General features: G+C 61.9%; 18 protein-coding genes. 15 read left to right on the top strand and 3 right to left on the bottom strand.

Annotated elements, in window-relative coordinates:
• Positions 1–150 precede the first annotated feature (150 nt).
• The 15 genes from CIB54_RS05060 to ureC all read left to right on the top strand — a co-directional run bounded on the left by CIB54_RS05060 (position 151) and on the right by ureC (position 15,256).
• Entirely contained in the window at positions 151–2,259 is a 2,109-nt protein-coding gene (locus CIB54_RS05060) for a TonB-dependent receptor (RefSeq protein WP_101218882.1), read from the top strand.
• Positions 2,259–3,047 (top strand): ABC transporter ATP-binding protein, encoded by a 789-nt coding sequence (locus CIB54_RS05065; RefSeq protein WP_065951463.1) that lies wholly within the window; start codon positions 2,259–2,261, stop codon positions 3,045–3,047. The genes CIB54_RS05060 and CIB54_RS05065 overlap by 1 nt, the downstream gene beginning before the upstream one ends.
• Positions 3,044–3,991, top strand: coding sequence for an ABC transporter substrate-binding protein (locus tag CIB54_RS05070; protein WP_101218884.1), 948 nt, complete (start codon positions 3,044–3,046; stop codon positions 3,989–3,991). The genes CIB54_RS05065 and CIB54_RS05070 overlap by 4 nt, the downstream gene beginning before the upstream one ends.
• Complete coding sequence (locus CIB54_RS05075) at positions 3,988–4,998, top strand: FecCD family ABC transporter permease (RefSeq protein ID WP_101218886.1); 1,011 nt, start codon at positions 3,988–3,990, stop codon at positions 4,996–4,998. The genes CIB54_RS05070 and CIB54_RS05075 overlap by 4 nt, the downstream gene beginning before the upstream one ends.
• Before the next feature lie 183 nt (positions 4,999–5,181).
• Positions 5,182–6,447: an urea ABC transporter substrate-binding protein gene (urtA, locus tag CIB54_RS05080; RefSeq protein ID WP_065951466.1), complete on the top strand. Its 1,266-nt coding sequence runs from the start codon at positions 5,182–5,184 to the stop codon at positions 6,445–6,447.
• A 137-nt stretch (positions 6,448–6,584) separates the two neighbouring features.
• Entirely contained in the window at positions 6,585–8,087 is a 1,503-nt protein-coding gene (gene urtB / locus CIB54_RS05085; protein ID WP_101218888.1) for an urea ABC transporter permease subunit UrtB, read from the top strand.
• Complete coding sequence (urtC, locus tag CIB54_RS05090) at positions 8,087–9,154, top strand: urea ABC transporter permease subunit UrtC (RefSeq protein ID WP_101218890.1); 1,068 nt, start codon at positions 8,087–8,089, stop codon at positions 9,152–9,154. Before urtB ends, urtC begins: the two co-directional genes overlap by 1 nt.
• Positions 9,151–9,984, top strand: a complete 834-nt coding sequence (gene urtD / locus CIB54_RS05095; RefSeq protein WP_162515419.1) for an urea ABC transporter ATP-binding protein UrtD — start codon at positions 9,151–9,153, stop codon at positions 9,982–9,984. The genes urtC and urtD overlap by 4 nt, the downstream gene beginning before the upstream one ends.
• A gap of 132 nt (positions 9,985–10,116) precedes the next feature.
• The gene (urtE, locus tag CIB54_RS05100) at positions 10,117–10,815 is read left to right on the top strand and encodes an urea ABC transporter ATP-binding subunit UrtE (protein ID WP_065951470.1); all 699 of its coding nucleotides are present in this window, start codon (positions 10,117–10,119) and stop codon (positions 10,813–10,815) included.
• A gap of 31 nt (positions 10,816–10,846) precedes the next feature.
• Positions 10,847–11,686, top strand: coding sequence for an urease accessory protein UreD (locus tag CIB54_RS05105; protein ID WP_101218892.1), 840 nt, complete (start codon positions 10,847–10,849; stop codon positions 11,684–11,686).
• Positions 11,687–11,769: 83 nt separating this feature from the next.
• Positions 11,770–12,072 (top strand): urease subunit gamma, encoded by a 303-nt coding sequence (gene ureA, locus CIB54_RS05110; protein ID WP_003171437.1) that lies wholly within the window; start codon positions 11,770–11,772, stop codon positions 12,070–12,072.
• A 9-nt stretch (positions 12,073–12,081) separates the two neighbouring features.
• A complete protein-coding gene (locus CIB54_RS05115) occupies positions 12,082–12,594 on the top strand; it encodes a GNAT family N-acetyltransferase (RefSeq protein ID WP_065951472.1) in 513 nt (170 codons plus the stop codon).
• A 5-nt stretch (positions 12,595–12,599) separates the two neighbouring features.
• Positions 12,600–13,133: a GNAT family N-acetyltransferase gene (locus CIB54_RS05120; RefSeq protein WP_065951473.1), complete on the top strand. Its 534-nt coding sequence runs from the start codon at positions 12,600–12,602 to the stop codon at positions 13,131–13,133.
• Positions 13,130–13,435 (top strand): urease subunit beta, encoded by a 306-nt coding sequence (locus CIB54_RS05125; protein ID WP_101218894.1) that lies wholly within the window; start codon positions 13,130–13,132, stop codon positions 13,433–13,435. Before CIB54_RS05120 ends, CIB54_RS05125 begins: the two co-directional genes overlap by 4 nt.
• A 120-nt stretch (positions 13,436–13,555) precedes the next feature.
• On the top strand, positions 13,556–15,256 hold the full coding sequence (ureC, locus tag CIB54_RS05130; RefSeq protein ID WP_065951475.1) for an urease subunit alpha: 1,701 nt from the start codon (positions 13,556–13,558) through the stop codon (positions 15,254–15,256).
• A gap of 71 nt (positions 15,257–15,327) precedes the next feature.
• Here the strand turns inward: ureC and CIB54_RS27575 are convergent, their stop codons facing one another.
• From CIB54_RS27575 to CIB54_RS05140, 3 genes are all read right to left on the bottom strand, one after another.
• Entirely contained in the window at positions 15,328–15,537 is a 210-nt protein-coding gene (locus CIB54_RS27575; RefSeq protein ID WP_232790529.1) for a hypothetical protein, read from the bottom strand.
• A 16-nt stretch (positions 15,538–15,553) separates the two neighbouring features.
• On the bottom strand, positions 15,554–21,724 hold the full coding sequence (locus CIB54_RS05135) for a dermonecrotic toxin domain-containing protein (RefSeq protein WP_232790530.1): 6,171 nt from the start codon (positions 21,722–21,724) through the stop codon (positions 15,554–15,556).
• Positions 21,725–21,807: 83 nt separating this feature from the next.
• Positions 21,808–22,749, bottom strand: coding sequence for a DnaJ C-terminal domain-containing protein (locus tag CIB54_RS05140; RefSeq protein ID WP_101218895.1), 942 nt, complete (start codon positions 22,747–22,749; stop codon positions 21,808–21,810).
• Positions 22,750–22,923 lie beyond the last annotated feature (174 nt).

Below are 22,923 nucleotides of genomic sequence, written 5' to 3' on the forward strand. Positions count from 1 at the left end.
CAGGCGAGATGCCCGACGCTACGGGCTTGTGTAGCCTTGCGCGACTGTTGTCGCGCAGCCAATAAGTGTTAACTTATAACACTTTCTGCGTTATCGTTGCTCGCCGCGCCCTGCGGCGAGCCCCCCTTCAAGAAGCGATTGAATCGACCGATGAACAACTCCCTAGCGTGCGGCCTGTGCCTGCTCGCCCTGCATACCAACGTCCAGGCCATGACCCTGCCCGAGAGCGCCATCACGGCACCGGCAGTCGATAACGAACGCGTCGAGCTCAATACGCCGACTACCGCCGGTTCGCGCCTGAACCTGACGGCGCTGCAAACCCCCGGCAGCGTAGAAAGCCAGACCGGCGCGCAGATCCGAGAACGTGGCGACGCCAGCGTGCAGGACGCCATCTCCCGCGCCACCGGCATCACCCGCACCGGCACCCCGGGCGACGGTGGCACCTCGCTGCAAGCCCGTGGCTTTACCGGCCAAAGCTCAGTGATGCAACTGTACGACGGTAACCGCATGTACACCGGCATGGGCACCTCGACCTTCCCGGTGGACACCTGGGCGGTGGAACGGGTGGACGTGCTGCGTGGCCCGGCCTCTGTGCTGTACGGCGAAGGCGCTACCGGCGCGGTGGTCAATACGGTCCCAAAAAGGCCTTTCACGGGCGCGATCGAAAACCACATCCGCCTCGGCTACGGTTCCTACGACCGCCAGCAACAAGCCCTGGACAGTGGCGGCTCACTGACCGATACCCTGAGCTACCGCCTGAACCTCAACCGCCTGCGCAGCAACGGTTTCATCGACCGTGGGGACGCCAGCAGCGACTTCATCAGCGGCGCCCTGCGCTGGCAGGCGGCCGACAACCTGAGTTTCACCCTGGCCAGTGACTACGGCGACCAGCGCCCACAAAACTACTTCGGCACGCCCCTGATCAACGGCCAGTTGCACAAGGGCCTGCGCGACAAGAACTACAACGTCAGCAACGACACTCAGCACTACAACGACCAGTGGACACGCCTGACCAGCGAGTGGCAGTTGAGCGATAACGTCAGCGCCACCAACGAGCTGTACTACCTGAAAAACCAGCGTCGCTGGCAGAACGCCGAGAACTACAATTTCACCAACGGCCAACTGACCCGCAGCGGCAACTTCGGGATCAAGCACGATCAGGAACAGGTGGGCGACCGCCAGACCTTCACCTTCAAGCACACCCTGTTCGGCCTCGACAGCCAGACCGTGGCGGGCCTGGAATACAACCGCATCCGCTTCCGCCTGGCGAGCAACACGCCGTTTAATGACGTGGCGCAAACCGGCCAACCCGTCGACCTGTATCACCCGGCGCCTGCGCCATTTGCCAGCCAGGACCCGTTCAACCCGGTGTTCGCCACCACCACCAGGACGGTGGCCGGCTTTGCGGAAAACCGCCTGCAACTCACGGATAAACTCGCGCTGGTCACCGGCATCCGCCGCGACTACGCGCACATCGACCGCGACGATCTGCGCACCGGTGGCCAATCCGATAAAACCCTCACCGGCAATAACTGGAAAGCCGGCCTGGTCTACGCGATCACCCCGCAGACTTCGGTCTACGGCCAGTACGCCACCAGCACCGACGGCGTCGGCGGGCTGATTTCCCTGAGCCCGAGCCAGCAGCAGTTCGACCTGTCCACTGCCAGGCAGACCGAGGTTGGTATCAAGCAAGCATTCTGGGACGCACGGGGTGAATGGACCCTGGCGGCCTACCACATCGTCAAGAAGAAGCTGCTGACGGACGTGCCGGGCGCCCCGGATTTCAAGCAGCAAGTCGGCCAACAATCCTCCAACGGCCTGGAGGCCAGCCTCGACCTGCAACTGCCTCACGCCTGGCAGTTGCACGCCAACGCCGCCATCGTGCGAGCGCAGTATGACGACTTCAAACAGGACGTCGGCGGCGTGCAGGTGTCGCGCGACGGCAACCGCCCAGTGGACGTGCCGCGCCGCACCGCCAACCTGTGGCTGAGCAAGGCCGTGACCGACAACGTGCGTGCCGGTGCCGGTGTGCGTTATGTCGATGCACGGTATGCCGACATGGCCAACCAGAACGAGTTGCCGAGCTACACCGTGGTCGATGCGACGCTGTCGTGGAACGCCATGCGCAACACCACACTGGGCCTGCAACTCAACAACCTGTTCGATCGCACTTATGCAGTCAGCCAGTACAACGATGGGCAGCAGTGGATTCTGGGTGTACCTCGTTCCATGTTCATTACTGCCGACTACACCTTTTAATGACCTCGCTCACCCTCACCGACCTGGCTTGGACTCCACCCGGCCACGACCACTGCCTTCACCAGTTCCAACTGCGTGACGCCGGCCTGCAGGTCGCTGCCGGGGAGTTTGTCGGCCTGATCGGGCCTAACGGCAGCGGCAAGACCAGCCTGCTGCGCTGTGCCTATCGATTCACCCGGCCGGAGCGCGGCGACGTGATGCTTGAGCACCAGAACGTCTGGAAGCAAAGCGCCAAGTGGTGTGCGCAACGCATCGCGGTGGTGCTGCAGGAATTCCCCGACGCGTTCGGCTTGCGCGTGGATGAAGTGGTCGCCATGGGCCGCACACCCCACAAGGGGTTGTTCGACAGCGACACCCAGCACGACCAGCAACTGATCCGCAACGCACTGCAGTCGGTGGGGATGCAGGGTTTCGCAGACCACGCCTTCGCCACCCTCTCGGGCGGTGAAAAACAGCGCGTCATCCTGGCTCGTGCCCTGGCCCAGCAACCGCAACTGTTGATCCTCGATGAGCCGACCAACCACCTCGACCCGCGCTATCAACTGGAGCTGTTAAGGCTGGTCAAGCAGTTGAAAATCGGCACCCTGGCGAGCATCCACGACCTGAACCTGGCCGCCGCGTTCTGTGATCGCCTGTACGTGATCCATCACGGGCGCATCGTCGCCAGCGGCACGCCCCATGAAGTGCTGACCGCCGCGTTGCTGCGCGACGTGTTTGGCGTCCAAGCCCTGATCGACACCCATCCCTTGTCCGGCTACCCCCGAATCACCTGGATAACCCAACCATGATCCTGCGCGCCCTGCTGTCTCTCGCACTGTTGCTCGGTACTGCCCAAGCGTTCGCCGAAGCCACCCATTACCCGCTGACCATCAAGAGCTGCAACCGCGACGTGACCTTCCAGCAAGCCCCGCAACACGCGGTCAGCCACGACATCAACATGACCCAGATGATGCTCGCCCTGGGCCTCAAGCCACACATGGCCGGCTACAGCGGCGTGACGGGCTGGAAGTCAGTGCCGCCGGACATGGCCGCGATCCTCGACGGCCTGCCGGAGCTGGCGAGCAAATACCCGTCGGTGGAAACCTTGCTCAATGCCAACGTGGATTTCTTCTTCGCCGGCTGGGACTACGGCATGCGCGTGGGCGGCGACCTCACGCCGCACACCCTGCAACCCTTGGGTATCAACGTGTATGAGCTGACCGAGTCGTGCGCGTTCGTGATGAAGCGCCCCGCTGCCACACTGGAAGACACCTATAACGACCTGCGCAACCTGGGCAAGATTTTTGACGTGCAAGACCGTGCCAACGCGCTGATCGCCCAGATGCAGGCGCAGGTGGCCGAGGTACAAAAAGACCTGCCCGCCGACAAGCCACGGGTGTTTCTTTACGACAGCGGCGAAGACCGCGCCATGACGTCAGGACGCCTGGGCATGCCACACGCGTTAATCGACGCCGCTGGCGGGCGCAATATCCTCGACGACGTCGACGCCAGCTGGACCCGGGTCAACTGGGAAACCGTGGTGGAGCGCAACCCGCAGGTGATCGTGATCGTCGACTACAGCGAAATCACGGCCAAACAGAAAGAGCAATTTCTGCTCGATAACCCGGCCCTGCAATCGGTGGACGCCATCAGGAATCAGCGCTTTATCGTGATCCCGTACGTGCAGGCCACGCCGGGTATCGACAACGTGCTGGCGGTGCAAGCCCTGGCCAAGGGGTTCCACGGCGAATGATCGACCGTCGCTACGCCTTGCTGCTGAGTGCCCTGGGCGCGTTTTTGCTGATCTCCTGCGTGATCTCGCTGGGGTTCGGTTCGGCGCGGGTACCCGTGGACGTGGTGTGGCGGATCCTGCTGCACAAGACGTGCGGCATCGGTGAAGTGGATTGGAATGCGGGCCAGGAACATATCGTCTGGCTGATCCGCGTGCCGCGCATGCTGCTCGGCGCCTTGGTGGGCGCCGGGCTGGCGTTGATCGGCGCGGTGTTGCAGGCCGTGACGCGCAACCCGTTGGCCGACCCACATTTGCTCGGTGTGACATCCGGCGCCACCCTCGGCGCGGTGATCGTGGTGCTGCATGTGGGCGAAGTCATCGGCCTGCTGACCCTGCCCATTGCGGCCTTCATCGGCGCGCTGCTGAGCATGCTGGTGGTGCTGGCCGTGGCCAGTCGCAATGGCCGCCTGGAAAGTGATCGCCTGCTGCTCTGCGGCGTGGCGGTGTCATTCGTGATGATGGCGGTGGCCAACCTGCTGCTGTTCATGGGCGACCACCGCGCCGCCTCAGCGGTGATGTTCTGGATGCTCGGCGGCCTGGGCCTGGCGCGTTGGGAGCTGCTGGCGATTCCCGCCGCCACGGTGGTGCTAGGGTTGGCCCTGCTGTCGGGCATGGCGCGCCCGCTCAATGCCCTGATGGCCGGCGAACAGACCGCCGTGACCCTGGGCCTGAACGCACGCAACGTGCGCCTCAAGGTGTTTTTGATCGCGTCGTTGATGACCGGCGTGCTGGTGTCGATCAGCGGCTCCATCGGTTTTGTCGGCCTGATGGTGCCGCACATCGCCCGGCGCCTGGTAGGCGCCGAGCACCGGCGCTTATTGCCGGTGTGCGTGCTGCTGGGCAGCGTGTTCCTGGTATGGGTCGACGTCGCGGCACGCACGCTGATCGCCCCTGAAGACCTGCCGATTGGCGTGGCGACGGCAGCGATTGGCGGGCTGTTTTTTATCGGCTTGATGCGCAGGCGCTGAGCGCGCCCCGTTGTAGCGCACCGCCACGCACCGACACTTGCGCCTGCCATTTCCTGGTGCGTCACGCCTGCAAAAGCGCGGGCAAACCACGCATTTCATGGGGTTTGTCGACTCGGCACAGCGCTTGCAATCCCCTGCTCAACTTGTCCCTCACACCCTTGTTGAGTTCACGGAGATCGCACTATGAAGCGTCGCAGTTTGATCAAGGCATTCACCTTGTCGGCATCCATTGCGGCCATGGGCTTGACCTGGACCGTCCAGGCCGCCGAGACCATCAAGGTCGGCATCCTGCACTCGTTGTCCGGGACCATGGCGATCTCCGAAACCTCGCTTAAAGACATGGCGCTGATGACCATTGACGAGATCAACGCCAAGGGCGGTGTGAACGGCAAGATGCTCGAACCGGTGGTGGTGGACCCGGCGTCCAACTGGCCGCTGTTCGCGGAAAAAGGCCGGCAGTTGCTGACCCAGGACAAGGTCGCCGTGGTGTTCGGCTGCTGGACCTCGGTGTCGCGTAAATCCGTACTGCCGGTGTTCGAAGAACTCAATGGCCTGCTGTTCTACCCGGTGCAGTACGAAGGCGAGGAGATGTCGCCGAACGTGTTCTATACCGGTGCGGCGCCGAACCAGCAGGCGATCCCGGCGGTGGAATACCTGATGAGCGAAGAAGGCGGCAGCGCCAAGCGCTTCTTCCTGCTCGGCACCGACTACGTGTACCCGCGCACCACCAACAAGATCCTGCGCGCCTTCCTGCATGCCAAAGGCGTGGCGGATAAAGATATCGAAGAGGTCTACACCCCGTTCGGCCACAGCGACTACCAGACCATCGTCGCCAACATCAAGAAGTTCTCCGCCGGCGGCAAGACCGCAGTGATTTCCACCGTGAATGGCGACTCCAATGTGCCGTTCTACAAGGAACTGGCCAACCAGGGCCTGAAGGCGACCGATGTACCGGTGGTGGCATTCTCCGTGGGTGAAGAAGAACTGCGCGGCATCGACACCAAGCCGCTGGTGGGCAACCTGGCGGCGTGGAACTACTTCCAGTCGGTAGAGAACCCGGTGAACCAGAAATTCGTCGCCGACTGGAAAGCCTACGCCAAGAAACACAACCTGCCGGGCGCGGATAAAGCCGTGACCAATGACCCGATGGAAGCCACCTACGTAGGCATCCATATGTGGGCGCAGGCGGCGGAGAAAGCCAAGTCCACCGACGTCGACAAAGTGCGTGAAGCCCTGGCCGGCCAGACCTTCGCCGCGCCGTCTGGCTTCACCCTGACCATGGACAAGACCAACCACCACCTGCACAAGCCGGTGATGATCGGCGAAATCCAGGCCGACGGGCAGTTCTCGGTGGTGTGGCAGACCGAAGCGCCGATTCGGGCGCAGCCGTGGAGCCCGTACATTCCGGGCAATGACAAGAAGCCGGACTATGCGGTGAAGAGCAACTGAAGCCCACCACAGGCTAAAAATGTGGGAGGGGGCTTGCCCCCGATAGCGCAGTGTCAGACATATATTCATCAACTGACACACTGCAATCGGGGGCAAGCCCCCTCCCACACTGTCCCCGCATGATCAGGACATTGTGTATGCCCACTGCCCTCCACCGTTTCATCCTCGCCGTGCTGTTGTTGCTGCCTTTGGCCGCACACGCAGGCGACGCCGAAGACTTCCTTGCCGCCAACCCGGTGCAGCAAGCCAAACTCCTCCAGGATTGGGCCGCCAACCCCGACCCTGCGCGCATCGAGCTGGTGGACGCGCTGCAACAAGGCCAGCTCACGCTCAACGGTGAAACCAAAACCCTGCGCCTGAACAACCGCCTGCGCGGCCTGATCGACAACGTTCAAGCCAGCCAGCAACTGCTCGCCGCCGACCCCAAGGTGCGCCTCAATGCCGCCCGCACCCTGCAAAAAAGCGCGGTGCCTGCGCAACTGAAATTCCTCGACCAGCAGGTCGCCGCCGAGACCGATGAGGAGGTGCACAGCGCCCTCAGCCTGGCCCTGGCCAACCTGCAACTGGTCGACACCGATTCGGTGGTGCGCCTGGCCGCGGTGCGTTTGCTTGGCAGCACCGGCGACCCGCTGGCCCGCACGCGCCTCGAAGCCTTGCTTGCGCCCGGCGTCGAAACCGATGCCAGCGTGCATACCGCCGCCGAAACCAGCCTGGCCCAGGTCAAACGCAAGTTGATGTTCGGTGAAATCCTCGGCCAAGCCTTCAGCGGTATGTCGCTGGGATCGATTCTATTGCTCGCAGCCCTGGGCCTGGCGATCACCTTCGGCCTGCTCGGCGTGATCAATATGGCCCACGGCGAAATGCTGATGCTCGGCGCCTATTCCACCTACGTGGTGCAGTTGCTGATGCAGCGCTACGTGCCCCAGGCCATCGAATTCTACCCACTGATCGCACTGCCGGTGGCGTTCTTCGTCACCGCCGCCATCGGCATGGCGCTGGAGCGCACGGTGATTCGCCATCTCTACGGCCGGCCACTGGAAACCCTGCTCGCCACCTGGGGCATCAGCCTGATGCTGATTCAGTTGGTGCGCCTGGTGTTCGGTGCGCAGAACGTTGAAGTGTCCAACCCGCAATGGCTGTCCGGCGGCATTCAAGTGCTGCCCAACCTGGTGCTGCCGTACAACCGCCTGGTGATCATTGCGTTCGCGCTGTTCGTGGTGGTGTTGACCTGGCTGCTGCTGAACAAGACGCGCCTGGGCCTGAACGTGCGCGCTGTCACCCAGAACCGCAACATGGCCGCCTGCTGCGGCGTGCCCACCGGGCGGGTGGACATGCTTGCCTTCGGCCTCGGCTCCGGCATCGCGGGTCTGGGCGGCGTGGCGCTGAGCCAGGTCGGCAACGTCGGCCCGGACCTGGGCCAGAGCTACATCATCGACTCGTTCCTGGTGGTGGTGCTCGGCGGTGTCGGTCAGTTGGCCGGCAGCGTGACGGCGGCCTTTGGCCTGGGGATCGCCAACAAGATTCTGGAACCGCAGATCGGCGCCGTACTCGGCAAGATCCTGATCCTCGCGCTGATCATTCTGTTTATCCAGAAACGCCCGCAAGGACTCTTCGCACTGAAAGGACGGGTGATCGACTGATGAATCAGCCACTGATGCTAACGGCCACGCAAAAGGCCGGCCCCAAGGTGACCATTGCAGTGGGCGTGGTGATCCTGTTCCTGCTGCTGGTTCTGCCCTTGTGTTCGCTGCTGTCGCCGGAAAACCCGCTGCATGTGTCGGCCTATACCCTGACGCTGGTCGGCAAGATCCTCTGCTATGCCATCGTCGCACTGGCGCTGGACCTGGTGTGGGGTTACGCCGGCATGTTGTCCCTCGGCCACGGCCTGTTCTTCGCCCTGGGCGGTTATGCCATGGGCATGTACCTGATGCGCCAGGCATCGGGCGATGAGTTGCCGGCATTCATGACCTTTTTGTCGTGGACCGAATTGCCCTGGTACTGGGTGGGCACTCAACACTTCTGGTGGGCGCTGTGCCTGGTGGTCTTGGCGCCAGGCCTGCTGGCCCTGGTGTTCGGCTTCTTCGCCTTCCGCTCGCGGATCAAGGGTGTGTATTTCTCGATCATGACCCAGGCCCTGACGTTTGCCGGAATGCTGTTGTTCTTTCGCAATGAGACAGGGTTTGGCGGCAATAACGGCTTTACCAATTTCCGCAGCATCCTCGGCTTTGGCATCACTGAACCTGGCACGCGGGCGGTGTTGTTCGTGGCCACGGTGCTGTTGCTGGTGGCGAGCCTGTACATCGGCTGGCGCCTGGCCCGCAGCAAATTCGGCCGCGTGCTCACTGCACTGCGTGACGCGGAAAACCGCCTGATGTTCTGCGGCTACGACCCGCGTGGCTTCAAGCTGTTCGTGTGGGTGTTGAGCGCCGTGCTGTGCGGTTTGGCGGGTGCGTTGTATGTGCCGCAGGTGGGCATCATCAACCCCGGTGAAATGTCGCCGACCAACTCCATCGAAGCCGCCGTGTGGGTGGCCCTGGGCGGGCGTGGCACGCTGATCGGCCCACTGCTCGGCGCCGGGGTGGTCAACGGCATGAAGAGCTGGTTCACCGTAGCATTCCCGGAATACTGGCTGTTCTTCCTCGGAGCGCTGTTCATTATCGTCACCCTGTACCTGCCCAAGGGCGTCATCGGCCTGCTGAAGAAATGAGGAACGTCATGCTTGAACCTATTTTCGATGCGGGCAGCGGCCGCGATGCGATCGGTATCGGCCAGGCCGCAGGCTCTGGGCTCAACACTCGCCACGGCACCATCCTGACCCTGGAAGATATCAGCGTCAGCTTCGACGGCTTCAAGGCGCTCAACGACCTCAACCTCTACATCGGCGTCGGTGAACTGCGCTGCATCATCGGGCCCAACGGCGCGGGCAAGACCACGCTGATGGACGTGATCACCGGCAAGACCCGGCCCAGCCACGGCAACGCCTGGTTCGGCGAAACCCTCGATTTGACCAGCATGAGCGAGGTGCAGATCGCCCAGGCCGGTATCGGCCGCAAGTTCCAGAAACCGACGGTGTTCGAAGCCCTCAGCGTGTTCGAAAACCTGGAGCTGGCGCAGAAAACCGACAAGTCGGTGTGGGCCAGCCTGCGCGCACGCCTGAGCGGCGAACAGAAAGACCGCATCGATCAAGTGCTCGACACCATCCGCCTCAGCGCCTCGGTGCATCGGCCCGCCGGCTTGCTGTCCCACGGCCAGAAGCAGTTCCTGGAAATCGGCATGCTGCTGATGCAGGACCCGCAACTGCTGCTGCTGGATGAACCGGTGGCGGGCATGACCGACGCCGAAACCGAATTCACCGCCGAGCTGTTCAAGGGCCTGGCCGGCAAGCACTCGTTGATGGTGGTGGAACATGACATGGGCTTTGTCGGCTCGATTGCCGACCACGTCACCGTGTTGCACCAGGGCAGCGTGTTGGCCGAGGGGTCGCTGGAACAGGTACAGGAAAACGAGCGGGTGATCGAGGTTTACCTCGGTCGCTAAGGTGGTTTTCCTGTAGGAGCGAGCTTGCTCGCGAAGATCGTCAACGATAGCGCGGGCATTCTGAATGCACGCGGTGCCCTCAGGTTTTTCGCGAGCAAGCTCGCTCCTACAGGGATTGAGGAGGTTTTTGGAATGCTGCAAGTCGACAAGCTGCACCAGTATTACGGCGGTAGCCACATCCTGCGCGGGCTGTCCTTCGATGTGAAGATCGGCGAAGTCACCTGCCTGCTCGGGCGTAACGGCGTGGGCAAGACCACCCTGCTCAAATGTTTGATGGGCCTGCTGCCGGCCAAGGAAGGCGCAGTGAACTGGGAAGGCAAAACCATCACCGGCTTCAAGCCGCACCAGCGCGTGCATGCCGGCATCGCCTACGTGCCCCAGGGCCGCGAGATTTTCGGCCGGTTGACGGTGGAAGAAAACCTGTTGATGGGCCTGTCGCGTTTCCCTGGTTCAGAGGCCAAGGAAGTGCCCGCCTTCATCTACGAACTGTTTCCGGTACTGTTGCAAATGAAGCATCGGCGCGGCGGCGACTTGTCCGGTGGCCAGCAGCAACAGTTGGCGATCGGCCGCGCCCTGGCCAGCCGTCCGCGCCTGTTGATCCTCGATGAACCCACCGAAGGCATCCAGCCGTCAGTGATCAAGGAAATCGGCGCAGTCATCAAGAAACTCGCCGCCCGTGGTGATATGGCGATCCTGCTGGTGGAGCAGTTCTATGATTTTGCCGCCGAACTGGCCGACCAGTACCTGGTGATGTCACGCGGCGAAATCGTGCAGCAGGGCCGTGGTGAAAATATGGAAAGCGAGGGTGTGCGCGGTCTTGTAACCATCTAATCTGTAGCCTCCTGACGATAAGCACTCTGCCATGAACCTGCCCGTTTCCCCTGCCCTGTTCACCCCCAGCTGGCACGCCGAGCTGGAACTGGGCTATGCGCGTTTCGGCGACACCACGCGCCCGGTCATGCGCCGTCACCTTGGCCCGCTGCGGGTGCAAAAGCACCTGTATGCCGAAGGCCCCGAGGTGTGCCAGCACATCATCGTGCATCCGCCCGGCGGGATTGCCGGTGGCGATCGCCTGGACATCAGCGCCCACGTCGGCGCCGGTGCCTGGGCGCAGTTGACCAGCCCCGGCGCAGCCAAGTGGTACCGCGCCAGTGGCCCGGCATTTCAGCACGTCGAGTTGACCGTCGAGGCCGGTGCGACGCTGGAATGGCTGCCCCAGGAAACCATCGTGTTCAGCGCCGCCCAAGCCGAGCTCACCACGCGCATTGAGCTGCAAGGCGATGCGCGGTTGTTCTACTGGGATGTGGTCGCTCTCGGGCGCCCGGCCAGCGGCGAACGGTTTGATCTTGGCCACTTTCAAGCGCACCTGGATATTCGCCGCGACGGCCAATTGCTCTGGCATGAGCGTCAGCGCATTGTGGGCGGCGACGGGTTGCTGGATTCGCCCATCGGGTTGGACGGCCAGCCGGTGTTTGCCACGTTGCTGGTGACCGGTGAGATCGATCCCCAATTGCTCGAACAATGCCGCTCACTGCCACACGCGGTACGCGGCGACTTGACCCAATTGCCCGGGTTGCTGGTGGCGCGCTGCCTGGCCAGTGAAGCGCTGCTGGCGCGGGGGTGGTTGATTGATTTATGGCGGTTGTTGCGCCCGGCGCTGCTGGGCCGCGAAGCAGTCGCACCACGAATCTGGAGCACATGAAGATCAACATGTGGGAGGGGGCAAGCCCCCTCCTACACTTGACCTGCATTGTATTTAAGAATGTATTCAAAGGACCTTGAACCATGGACCTGACCCCACGGGAAAAAGACAAGCTGCTGATCTTCACCGCAGGCCTGGTCGCCGAACGGCGCCTGGCGCGCGGTGTGAAGCTCAATTACCCGGAAACCATCGCCTACATCTCCGCCGCGCTGATGGAAGGCGCCCGCGACGGCCGTACCGTGGCCGACCTGATGCACTACGGCACCACCCTGCTCAGCCGCGAACAGGTGATGGAAGGCATCCCGGAAATGATCCCGGATATCCAGGTGGAGGCCACCTTCCCGGACGGCACCAAGCTGGTCACCGTTCATCAACCCATTGCATGAGGCGCTGTGATGATTCGTGAAGCAACCGAACACGACCTGCCGGCGATCCGCGCTATCTACAACGACGCGGTGCTCAACACCACAGCGATCTGGAACGAGCAACCAGTGGACCTGGCCAACCGCCAGGCCTGGTTCAGCGCACGCCAGGCGCAGCAGTACCCGATCCTGGTGGCGGTGGAAAACGATGAAGTTACCGGCTACGCCTCATTCGGCGACTGGCGCCCCTTCGAGGGCTTTCGCTACAGCGTCGAACACTCGGTGTACGTGCGCAACGACCAGCGCGGCAAAGGCCTAGGCCCACGCCTGATGCAGGCCCTGATCGAGCGCGCCCGCAGTTGCGGCAAGCACGTCATGGTCGCGGCCATTGAAAGTGGCAACCTGGCGTCCGTCCGCCTGCATGAACGCCTGGGCTTCATCACTACCGGGCAGATGCCCCAGGTAGGCATCAAGTTCGGCCGCTGGCTGGACCTGACCTTTATGCAACTGACGTTGAATCCGGGCTGTGAGCCGCCCAAGGAGTGAGATCGATGAGCGCTGCACACCTGCGTCGAGTCAATGCGGAAAGTTTTGCCCATTACCGCCTGGGCTTGATCGAACTGTTGCTGGACGCGGTGCAGCATGGCGCCTCGGTGGGCTTTATGGCCGACTTCGATGAGACCCAGGCCCGCGAGTATCTGACCGGCGTACAAGCCGGTATCGAAGACGCCAGCCTGCTGTTGTGGGTAGTCGTGCGGGAAGAACGGGTGGTCGCCAGCGTGCAATTGGCGCTGTGCCAGAAAGCCAACGGCCTCAACCGCGCCGAAGTGCAAAAGCTGCTGGTGCACAGCAGCGCCCGCCGTCACGGCCTGGGCCAGCAATTGATGAACACCCTGGAACTCGCCGCACGCCAGCACAAGCGCGGCTTGCTCTATCTGGACACCGAGGCCGGTTCCGGTGCCGAAGCCTTCTACCAGTCGCTGCACTACACCAAGATCGGTGAACTGCCCGACTACTGCCAAAGCCCGGACGGGCGCTACAGCCCGACCGCCATTTACTTCAAGACTCTGGGGCAACCTGCATGATTCCTGGTGAGTATCAGATCCAGCCTGGCGACATCGAACTGAATGTCGGCCGTCGCACCATCACCCTCGGCGTGGCCAACAGCAGCGACCGGCCGATTCAGGTGGGTTCGCATTACCATTTTTTCGAGACCAATGACGCGTTGGAGTTTGACCGCTCCGCCAGTCGCGGCATGCGCCTGAATATTCCGGCGGGAACAGCGGTGCGGTTTGAACCGGGGCAGAGTCGTGAAGTCGAGCTGGTGGATTTAAGCGGCGGGCGGCGAGTATTCGGGTTTGCCGGGCGGATCATGGGCGACCTTTAGGGCCTCATCGGCGGCAAGCCCCCTCCCACCGTTGAAGGTATTCACAGCTCCAAATGTGGGAGGGGGCTTGCCCCCGATAGCGATTTCCCATTCAACACATCTTTATCAGGGCTTACACACATGAAAATCACCCGCCAAGCCTACGCCGACATGTACGGCCCCACCGTCGGTGACAAAGTCCGCCTGGCCGACACCGAACTGTTCGTCGAAGTCGAACAGGACTTCACCGTCTACGGCGAAGAAGTGAAATTCGGCGGCGGCAAGGTCATCCGCGACGGCCAGGGCCAGAGCCAACTGCTCGCCCATGAAGTGGTGGACACCCTGATCACCAACGCGCTGATCATCGACCACTGGGGCATCGTCAAGGCCGACGTCGGCTTGAAGAATGGCCGCATCCATGCGATCGGCAAAGCCGGCAACCCGGATATCCAGCCCGGCGTGACCATGGCCATCGGCGCCAGCACTGAAGTGATCGCCGGCGAAGGCATGATCCTCACGGCAGGCGGCATCGACTCCCACGTGCATTTCATCTGCCCGCAGCAGATCGAAGAAGCGCTGACCAGCGGCGTCACCACCATGATCGGCGGCGGCACGGGACCTGCCACCGGTACCAACGCCACCACTTGCACATCCGGCCCATGGCATCTGGCGCGCATGCTCCAGGCCAGCGACTCGTTCCCGATGAACATCGGTTTTACCGGCAAGGGCAACGCCAGTTTGCCGGAGCCGTTGATCGAGCAAGTCAAGGCCGGCGCCATCGGTTTGAAGCTGCATGAAGACTGGGGCACCACGCCCGCGAGCATTGATAACTGCCTCAGCGTGGCCGATCAATACGACGTGCAGGTCGCGATCCACAGCGACACGCTCAACGAGTCCGGCTTCGTCGAAACCACCCTCGCCGCGCTCAAGGGCCGCACCATCCACACCTACCACACCGAAGGCGCCGGTGGCGGCCACGCGCCGGACATCATCAAGGCCTGCGGTTTCCCCAACGTGCTGCCCAGCTCCACCAACCCGACCCGGCCGTTCACCCGTAACACTATCGATGAGCACCTGGACATGCTGATGGTCTGCCATCACCTGGACCCGAGCATTGCTGAAGACGTGGCCTTCGCCGAAAGCCGCATCCGCCGCGAGACCATCGCCGCCGAAGACATCCTGCACGACCTCGGCGCGTTCTCGATGATCAGCTCCGACAGCCAGGCCATGGGCCGCGTCGGTGAAGTGATCACGCGCACCTGGCAGACCGCCGACAAGATGAAAAAACAACGTGGCGCCCTGCCCGGTGACGGCCCGGGCAATGACAACTTCCGCGCCAAACGCTATATCGCCAAGTACACCATCAACCCGGCGATCACTCACGGCGTGAGTCATATTGTCGGCTCCATCGAAGTGGGCAAGTGGGCCGACCTGGTGCTATGGCGCCCGGCGTTCTTCGGCATCAAACCGAGCCTGATCCTCAAGGGCGGCGCGATTGCCTCCAGCCTGATGGGCGACGCGAATGCTTCCATCCCCACGCCTCAGCCCGTGCATTACCGCCCGATGTTCGCCAGCTTCGGCAGTTCGCTGCACGCCACCAGCCTGACCTTTATCAGCCAGGCCGCCCAGGACGCCGGCTTGCCCGAGTCCCTGGGGTTGAAGAAGCAGATCGCCGTGGTCAAGGGTTGCCGCAACGTGCAGAAAACCGACCTGATCCACAACGATTATCTGCCGGACATCGAAGTGGACCCACAAACCTACCAGGTCAAGGCCGACGGTGTGTTGCTATGGTGCGAACCTGCGGATGTGCTGCCGATGACCCAGCGTTACTTCCTGTTTTGAAAGGCCGCTGACCAGGTAGCCGGCGGCGCGGTGGCGCTTGCACGATGCGCACACACGCCCCGACATCGGATTTACACGAACACTTTTTTCACCATGGCTTCGGTGTACTCATAGTCCATTCGCAGCTCGGCACCGGCCGGAATATCTTCGGTTGCAAAGACCACCGACAGCACATAGTTCTTTCTTTTAGTGGTGGCCCCAGGCCCCACGCCCAGCCACATATCCGCCTCAACACTGAACGGCACGACTTCGACGTTGTACCCCGACGCGGCCTGGCGCACCGGTTTTCCATCCGCGTCATACTCTCCACACCCCATCGACATCGGGCTTGGCGAGAATCGAACTGCTGACCAACGCAAACGGGTTGTCCGGTGCCTGCACCCACAAGAGGTAATGCTCGCCATCCCCGTCGGGCAGACTGGCAACAAAGTACTGTTTCCCATTGAACTCGATGGCTCGTGCCTGTGAGAGCTGTAACTCACGCGCTGTGCGCTTGCCAGGATCGACCAGCACTTCAAGTTCGTCCTTTGGCAGCAGGATTTCAGCGATTTCCTGACGGCTCAGCGTATGGATCAATTCGCTTTCCTTAATCGCCATCCGAGCCTGCAAGTCATCGACCTGCGCCTTATAGGCAGGTTGGGCCAATTCCCCGGCGGCGCGCGTGGCCTGCAATTCGGACAGCTGCCGCTGATAAGGCTCGCTCTGCGCATCAAATTGGGCGCGGTATCTGTGAGTCACATACTCCTGCCAGAATTCACGGGACAACAGGGCCTGAAACTCCTCAACGGAGTTGTCCATGGCGATGATTTTTTCGTAGGCGGCATCCAGCATGGCCGGGGTGACAGCGCCCATCTGGGTGAAGCTGACCTGTTGCGGTTGCCCCGGCAACTGCAGACGGTCCTTGAGGCCGAAGCGATACGCCAGCCTGATCTCCACCTCTTCCAACAGGCGTTGGGTATGCGGCAACTTGTCTGCCATCGACACCGCAGAGTCGTTGACGATGGCTTCGCTACGCTGAATGTCCGCCGAGGCGAACGTGTCGACCGCGTGCAAACGGAACAACCCTTTGGACAGACTCGATAGCTGTACGCCTTCTGCCTGCCCCGCCGCCTGAGCCCGCGCCCTGAAGACCAGCGTCCTGACCTCCAGGTTGCTGAAGGAAAACGCGGCGCGATCACAACAACCGGGCTCGCCAGCCAAGTCGAACAGTTCCTTGCGGTGTGTGTCCGATTCCGCAGTGTTTTCGCTGATGCTGTCGATCACTTCCCAAACGCGACGCTGCAGGTCAGCCTGGCCGGGGCCTGCTGGCTGTAGACGATCAAGGATGTCAAAGAACGGGCCGGCGCGCTCCTCACCCCGTAGCGCGTGCCACTGGGCACTCCTGGCGCTCACCTGGTCTGCAGGAAGGTTTCGCGCCCAGCGCTCGAACGCCTGCCGCATAGCCGCACCGGGCACCACAGCGGCACGGATGTTCAGTGCGGTGGTCACCAAGCGGTTCGGGTTTTGCGCTGACGCCAAGCCCGCCTGTTCAAGACGCAGGTTGTATTGCCGAACCTGTTGCAAGGTGTCCGCAGTCAAGGGGTTGCCGGATACGGACGTCAGGTTATTGACCCGCGCCGTCTGCGCCAACTGTTCCTCAGGCGGTGCAATGACGGAAGCCGGAATGGTTGTGATGGTGTTGTTACTCAACTCTATCTGGTCCAACAACGGCTGCTCAACCAAACCGATTGGCCAGGTATCGATGCCAGCGTTATTCAGGCTGAGGGAGCGCATGTCGGTTATCAGGCTGAAGTCCGGTGTGATGCCCAGCACGTTATTGTGCAGCCATAGCGCACGCAAGGTCACACGCTGCGACAGGATTTGCGCCGTTGCGGGGCTCAGGCGAATGTGATTGTTATTCAGGAACAAACGGGTCAGACCGTGCATTTCGCCCAGGGCCGGCGGCAATTCGTGCAGCAGGTTGTTTGCCAGGTCCAGCCAACGCACATGTGTGTAGCGTGAGAGGAAGCCTTCGGGCGAGGTCCTCAGGCCCATGTTGTTCAACTTGAGTGAGCCGACATGGCTGAAATCGGCCTCCAGGTCCGGCAAGCTCGGCAGTGTCAGGCGACTCAAGTCCAGCTCCAGGCCAATCGGCTGCCCGTCGTTGCTGAGCAATTGCGGGGTTTCCCGGCGCCAGCAGGCGAGAATGCGCTCCTTGGCGCGGTAACGGTCATCCAGCCTTCCTGCGTTAGCTTGCCGTTCATTAGTTCGTACGTAGCGTTGACGTTCACCCGCGCCCGAAAGCGTCCAGGCGCTCAACTGCCGCTCCAGGGTATTGAATTCCAATTCCAGCCGGGTCAGCTGCGCCTCGGCACCGGCGCCCAGGTTCCAGATCCACTCCCTGGCCTCTTGCATACGCTTGTTCGGGTACAGGCGGCGCACTTTTTCAAGCACAGGGTTGCCGTTGTCAAACGCCCTGTCGCGCGCACTTTTCACCAGATCCGGCCGGACCTGATTCAGGCGTTGCCAGTAGTTGTCGAATTGCTGCCAGTAATCGGCAGGAAATGGGTTGCCCTCAAGCAAGGTGACGGCATTGAGTCGCGCACTCGCTTCGAGCTGCTCAGGCGCTGGGTTGAGGTTGCGCTGGGGCACCTCGCGCAGAAGGTTATGGCTCAAGTCAACGGATTCCAGCCCCGTGTGCGCCTCCAGCCCCCTTGGCCATTGGCTCAGCTGCGTATTCCTTAAGTTCAGGTTTCTCAGCCGGGGCATAGCGCTGAAGTCCGGCATTATGCCCAGCGGGTTATTGGTGAGGTAAAGCACTTCAAGGTTGCCAAGGGCGCTCAGCAGTCCGGCGCTTTGGGAGGTCAACCGAATGCCGTTGGAGGCCAAGTCCAACGACGTCAGGTTGTTCATTTCACCGACCACGACGGGCAGCGTGGTGAGCCCACTGCTTGTCACCGTCAACCCTCGCAGGTGAGTGAAGTTTTCAAGGAAAGCGTCCGCGTTCGCAGTCCACCTGACATTGTGCAGTTCAAGCGTGTTGACATGACTGAAGTCGGCGCTCAATGCCGGCAGTTCCAATCCCCTCCCTAGCAAGTGCATTGAGCCCGTCACTTCACGACGCCAGTGACTCATGAGGGTATCGCTGATGTACTGCGCGGAAGAAAAATGGCGCGCCTGTCCGGCAGTGGGTTGCGGTGAGTTGGCTTTGACCCAGTCACCCAATGCCTTCGTCAACGTCTTCAGCTCGGCTTCCCGGCGGCTGAGCCCACCTTCGATATCCTCACCCAATGACTCGATAAATGCAGTGACGTCGTCCTCAGCCATGGAGGGGTACAAATCACGTACCCGTTTCAGTCGCCGCTCTTTTACCGTCGCCTCTGAAGGCCCAAAAATCCTCGCCGCCAGCTTACGAAAGCCACGACCACCGCCCAACAGTCGCAGTGTCGGATCGACACTTGGCTTGAGCAGCGGGTGCTCCAGCAACACCGTACGCAGCGGCGCACGCGGCAGGGGCGTTCGCTGGAGGGCGGCTTTCATTTGCAACGCATCGGTAAAGCCCAGCGCCTGGCGCTCGGTGGCGGATAACAGGTCCCAGGCCGCCGCGTAGAAATCCCTGGGCGGGGACGCCTCGAACAGACCGTTGTCCTTTTGCACCAACGTCCTGGCAGTGACGTCCGGGGAACCGATTGCATCCAGTAGAGGCCCTTGCGCTGAATACTGGCGCAGCTCCACCCGTGTGCCCCGCGGCCACCCTGGCAAAGTCTCCAGGGTGCGCAACGCCAGGCGCTGGCTGTCTATGTCTGCCAGGGTGTCCAGGTGCAGCCCCTCATAAGCGCGGGAGACCCGTGTTTCCTGTTCACACCATCGCGCTTGCTCGGCAAGGTCTTCAGGCAACAGCCCGGTGCGGCGCAAGGTTTGCAGTTGCTCGGCACTCAGGCGTGTGACCAGGTGTTCGGCCACCGCCGTCGGTAATTTGGGATAGCTTGCCAGGATCCAGTGCACGTCGGGGTCCTGCGAGGCGGTCAGTGCCTTGTAGCGCTCCTCCACCAGCGGACCCTTGAAAATCTGCACCGAGTCGCCCAGGTACTGACGCAACTTGGCGGCCCGCACAGTGAGTGAATCTTCGGCGGTACCCGGGATTTCCTTGAGGGTGGGGTCAACGTCTCGCAAGCTGATCAACACTTCTTTGAGCAACTCACCGCGCGCTATCTGGCTTGGCGCGACCCCTACGACGAGCGGGGAAGCAGCCACCGAGGCGTCCTCTTCCCAGAGCACTCTGTTGTCGCTCATGACCCGAAGCGGCCTGTCAACGGGCAACATCCCGCGCCGCCGCATCATCTGCAATTGCAGCACCGGGTCAGCCTGGGCGTACACCGCCGGGTCGGCGCTGTGCATTTGCTCGACAAAGGTCGTCAGTTCTTGATGGACCTTGAAGTGCTGGATCGTGTCTTCGAGCAACAAGGGCACCGGTTCATGCTCGACAAAGGTCTGGCGCAACACGTCTTCTTCGATGCCGCTGGCGGCACGCGCCTGCTCCAGCGTTTCGGTGTCCAGCCCACGCTGCTCCAGCCCCAGGCGCCGCATCAGGGTCGGCTGGTCCCAGGTCAACGGCTCTTCGACTTCATGACTCCAGGCGCCGGCGTGGTTGTGTTCCAGCAGCGGTTCATACGCGCCGGGACGACTGGGGTGCTGGATGCGGTACTCGCCGGTGTCGGGTGCCTGCCGGACTTGATAGTGGTCGCCTTCATGGGGCAACACCTTCTGCCCGTTGTGCGCGTAGAGCCCCAAGGCGTCTGGCTTGGCATCCGTAGGCAGTTCGAGTGGCACCTTGTAGGGCGTCATGTCAGGGTTCCACAACACCTGCTTGCCAGTTGCCAGGGTGACGGGCCTGAGGTTATCAACCATGCTCACCAGTTTGACCTCGGGCAATACCTTGGCCCCGGTCGCCAGCATCGCCGCATTCAGCGCGACGCTGGAAAAGTGTGCCCACATCGTCTTCAGGTCGCCCTGCTCGTAGGCCTCAATGCCTTCATACACTTCAGTACACATCTGCGCTGCGCCCACCGCCAGCATGACCGGCCCGAGCCCGGGCACCACAAACGCCAAGAGGTTGAACACGCTGACGACCGCACTCGTGTAGCTTTCCAGGCGGTCAATGCGCGCCTTGTAGTCTTCGTCCCCGGTGGGCACGGCCACAGCGCGGGCGTCGGCCAGAATCTTGCGCACCTGGGCCGCGCGCAGTTGCTCCCACAGGTTGCCGGTAATGCTCAACTCATCCAGGGGCAATTTCACCGGGTTTGACGCCAGCGGGTAATCGCCTGCAGCCCCATTGCCGTTGGCGGGTTTGTACAGCGCATTGAAATGCCGGAAAAAAATACCCTGCTCGCGTTGAGCCACAAAACGGCTGAAAAAACGTCGGTACGACGCGCTGTGCAAACGCGTGCGCAGGTCGGCCATAAAATCGCCGCGGGAGGCATACTCCTTGAGCGGTTGCTGGGGGTCATTGGGGATATACACCACCAGCCGCTCGACCCTGTCGCTGTTATTACGGTCCGGCCCGATCAGCAACGGGCCCACCAACTGGGCGCCAAATACCTTGAGCCCGACAAACGTCACCGGCTTGCCATCGAGCCTGGCGCTACCGGGGTCAGCGATGACCTGTTGGATCATGCGGTAGGCATCGGGCTTGATCCCCCACTCAGGCCTGCGAACAGCCACCTCGGCACTCAGCGCCAGCAGTTGACGCTGGTGTTCTTGCAGCTGCTGCTCCAGCACCGTGCGTGCGGTTGCGTCGTCTGGCTTGACGATGGCGGTGATGTGCTGCTGATACAAAGTCCCCAGGTCCAGGGTGCGGCACAGCTGGGCGAACTCATGGGCAGGGATGGGCAGAGCGTGCGAAGTCAACACACTTGAGGTCGGGATGACCTCACCGCCAGACGAAGCGCTCACGGTCGTGATGATCTGGCAATCGGCGCACGGACTCGCTTGCTCTTCCTGCGGGGTAAAATTGGCCAGGGCGGCTTCAAGTAAAGAAACAGTGCGGTATTCATACCGCAGCGCCGGGTCGCTGACTTGGTCGAAGACAAACACCCCGAACAGGTCGTCACGGTCCTTGAACCCATACTTGCGCGCAAAGTAGACGTGGTTGACGTCCAGCTCCAGGTTGAAGCGTTTCTTGATCGCGTCTTTAAGCGGTTGCTCGGCAAAGGCCAGCACATCCTGGACAGTGCCCAGGCTTCTCTCCACCTTATTCAAGGTCTCGCGGTAGCGGGTGTGGCTGTCAGCCAGTGTGGTTTTTTCCTGCGCCGTGGCACTCAGGTACCAACTGGGCAGTTCCATTTCGTGGTTGGCGAGTTCCTCCTGGCGCTGGACGGTGCCTTGGTTGAACCAGGCAGGCACGCGCTCTTTGAGGAAGTCGTAGTGAACGCCCCGAAGGTCAACATTGAAAGTGCCTTCGGGGGCAGTGGTAGCGGGTTGTTCTGACATAGTAGGGCCATCCATGACGGGCTGGAAAAGAAACCAACCTATCCGATCGCCCGGCGTGCAAAGCCCTAGCTATTTATCGCCGCTCAGAAATGCTCGCGCGGGTTGAACGCCGCTTTCTGCGCCAGCTCCTGCCACAAGGCCTTGACCTCCTCGTCGCTGCTTTTAGGCATCACGGCCTTGAGCTGCACGAACAGGTAACCGCGCTGCCCGGCCTTGTTCAGCAACCCATGCCCCTTGGCACGCATGCGCTGGCCATTCTGGCTACCGGCGGGCACCTTGAGGTTGATCTTGCCGGTGAGGGTCGGCACGGCCACTTCCGCGCCCAGTGCCAATTCCCATGGCGCCAGGGGCAGGTTGATGATCAGGTTTTCGCCGTCCACTTCAAACTTGGGGTGTGGCGCAAACTTGATGATCAGGTACAGGTCGCCATTGGCGCCACCACCGATGCCCGGTGCACCCTGCCCTTTGAGGCGGATGCGCTCGCCGTCGGCCACGCCGGCGGGGATCTTCACGTTCAGGCTCTTGGTGGTGTTGCTGACGTGCCGGCCCGAGGCGTCGTATTGCGGCACCTGGAAGTTGATCTGCTTGGACTCGGTGGACAGCGTCTCTTCGAGGTGCACCGTCAGTTGCATCTCCACGTCCTGGCCCTTGCGCCCGGCAGGACGGCGTTGGCCGCCACCGAAGGCATCGCCGCGCCCACCAAAGATCGAGCTGAAAAAATCGGAGAAGTCCTCAGTGCCCGCGCCGCCGCCGCCGTAGCCACCACGGCTCTGCCAGCCCGGCGGGCCCTGGAACGGCTGGCCGTGCTGGCCGTATTTGCGCAGTTCGTCGTACTCGGCTCGCTTGTCGGCGCTTTTAAGCGCCTCATAGGCTTCGGACGCGTCCTTGAACTTGGCTTCGGCGTCTTTTTCCTTGCTTACATCGGGGTGATATTTGCGTGCGAGCTTGCGATAGGCAGCCTTGATTTCCTTGTCATCGGCCGTCGGCTCGACACCCAGAATCTTGTAGTAATCTTTGAAATCCATCGGCGGTTCACCATCCTTTATCGAGATCGCACTGCCCGGGGCACAACGTGCGCTGGTTTGCACCTGTTGAGGGTTGTGGCTCGGGGGTACGTCAAAGTGTTATCGGCATCAGCCGTATGCATCAGATGTGGGGGCAAATCCCGTACTTTCAAGCGCGATTTAACGGATGGTCGG

The organism is Pseudomonas fluorescens (genome assembly GCF_002837185.1).
In the GTDB taxonomy this organism is placed as follows: Bacteria; Pseudomonadota; Gammaproteobacteria; order Pseudomonadales; family Pseudomonadaceae; genus Aquipseudomonas; species Aquipseudomonas fluorescens_AM.

Coding starts and splice junctions, on each gene's coding strand:
- CIB54_RS05075 (WP_101218886.1), top strand. CDS start 3,988: ATGATCGACCGTCGCTACGCCTTGCTGCTGAGTGCCCTGGGCGCGTTT.
- CIB54_RS05125 (WP_101218894.1), top strand. CDS start 13,130: ATGATTCCTGGTGAGTATCAGATCCAGCCTGGCGACATCGAACTGAAT.
- CIB54_RS05065 (WP_065951463.1), top strand. CDS start 2,259: ATGACCTCGCTCACCCTCACCGACCTGGCTTGGACTCCACCCGGCCAC.
- urtE (WP_065951470.1), top strand. CDS start 10,117: ATGCTGCAAGTCGACAAGCTGCACCAGTATTACGGCGGTAGCCACATC.
- urtA (WP_065951466.1), top strand. CDS start 5,182: ATGAAGCGTCGCAGTTTGATCAAGGCATTCACCTTGTCGGCATCCATT.
- ureA (WP_003171437.1), top strand. CDS start 11,770: ATGGACCTGACCCCACGGGAAAAAGACAAGCTGCTGATCTTCACCGCA.
- urtD (WP_162515419.1), top strand. CDS start 9,151: ATGAGGAACGTCATGCTTGAACCTATTTTCGATGCGGGCAGCGGCCGC.
- ureC (WP_065951475.1), top strand. CDS start 13,556: ATGAAAATCACCCGCCAAGCCTACGCCGACATGTACGGCCCCACCGTC.
- urtC (WP_101218890.1), top strand. CDS start 8,087: ATGAATCAGCCACTGATGCTAACGGCCACGCAAAAGGCCGGCCCCAAG.
- CIB54_RS05070 (WP_101218884.1), top strand. CDS start 3,044: ATGATCCTGCGCGCCCTGCTGTCTCTCGCACTGTTGCTCGGTACTGCC.
- CIB54_RS05105 (WP_101218892.1), top strand. CDS start 10,847: ATGAACCTGCCCGTTTCCCCTGCCCTGTTCACCCCCAGCTGGCACGCC.
- urtB (WP_101218888.1), top strand. CDS start 6,585: ATGCCCACTGCCCTCCACCGTTTCATCCTCGCCGTGCTGTTGTTGCTG.
- CIB54_RS05060 (WP_101218882.1), top strand. CDS start 151: ATGAACAACTCCCTAGCGTGCGGCCTGTGCCTGCTCGCCCTGCATACC.
- CIB54_RS05115 (WP_065951472.1), top strand. CDS start 12,082: ATGATTCGTGAAGCAACCGAACACGACCTGCCGGCGATCCGCGCTATC.
- CIB54_RS05120 (WP_065951473.1), top strand. CDS start 12,600: ATGAGCGCTGCACACCTGCGTCGAGTCAATGCGGAAAGTTTTGCCCAT.
- CIB54_RS05135 (WP_232790530.1), bottom strand. CDS start 21,724: ATGTCAGAACAACCCGCTACCACTGCCCCCGAAGGCACTTTCAATGTT.
- CIB54_RS05140 (WP_101218895.1), bottom strand. CDS start 22,749: ATGGATTTCAAAGATTACTACAAGATTCTGGGTGTCGAGCCGACGGCC.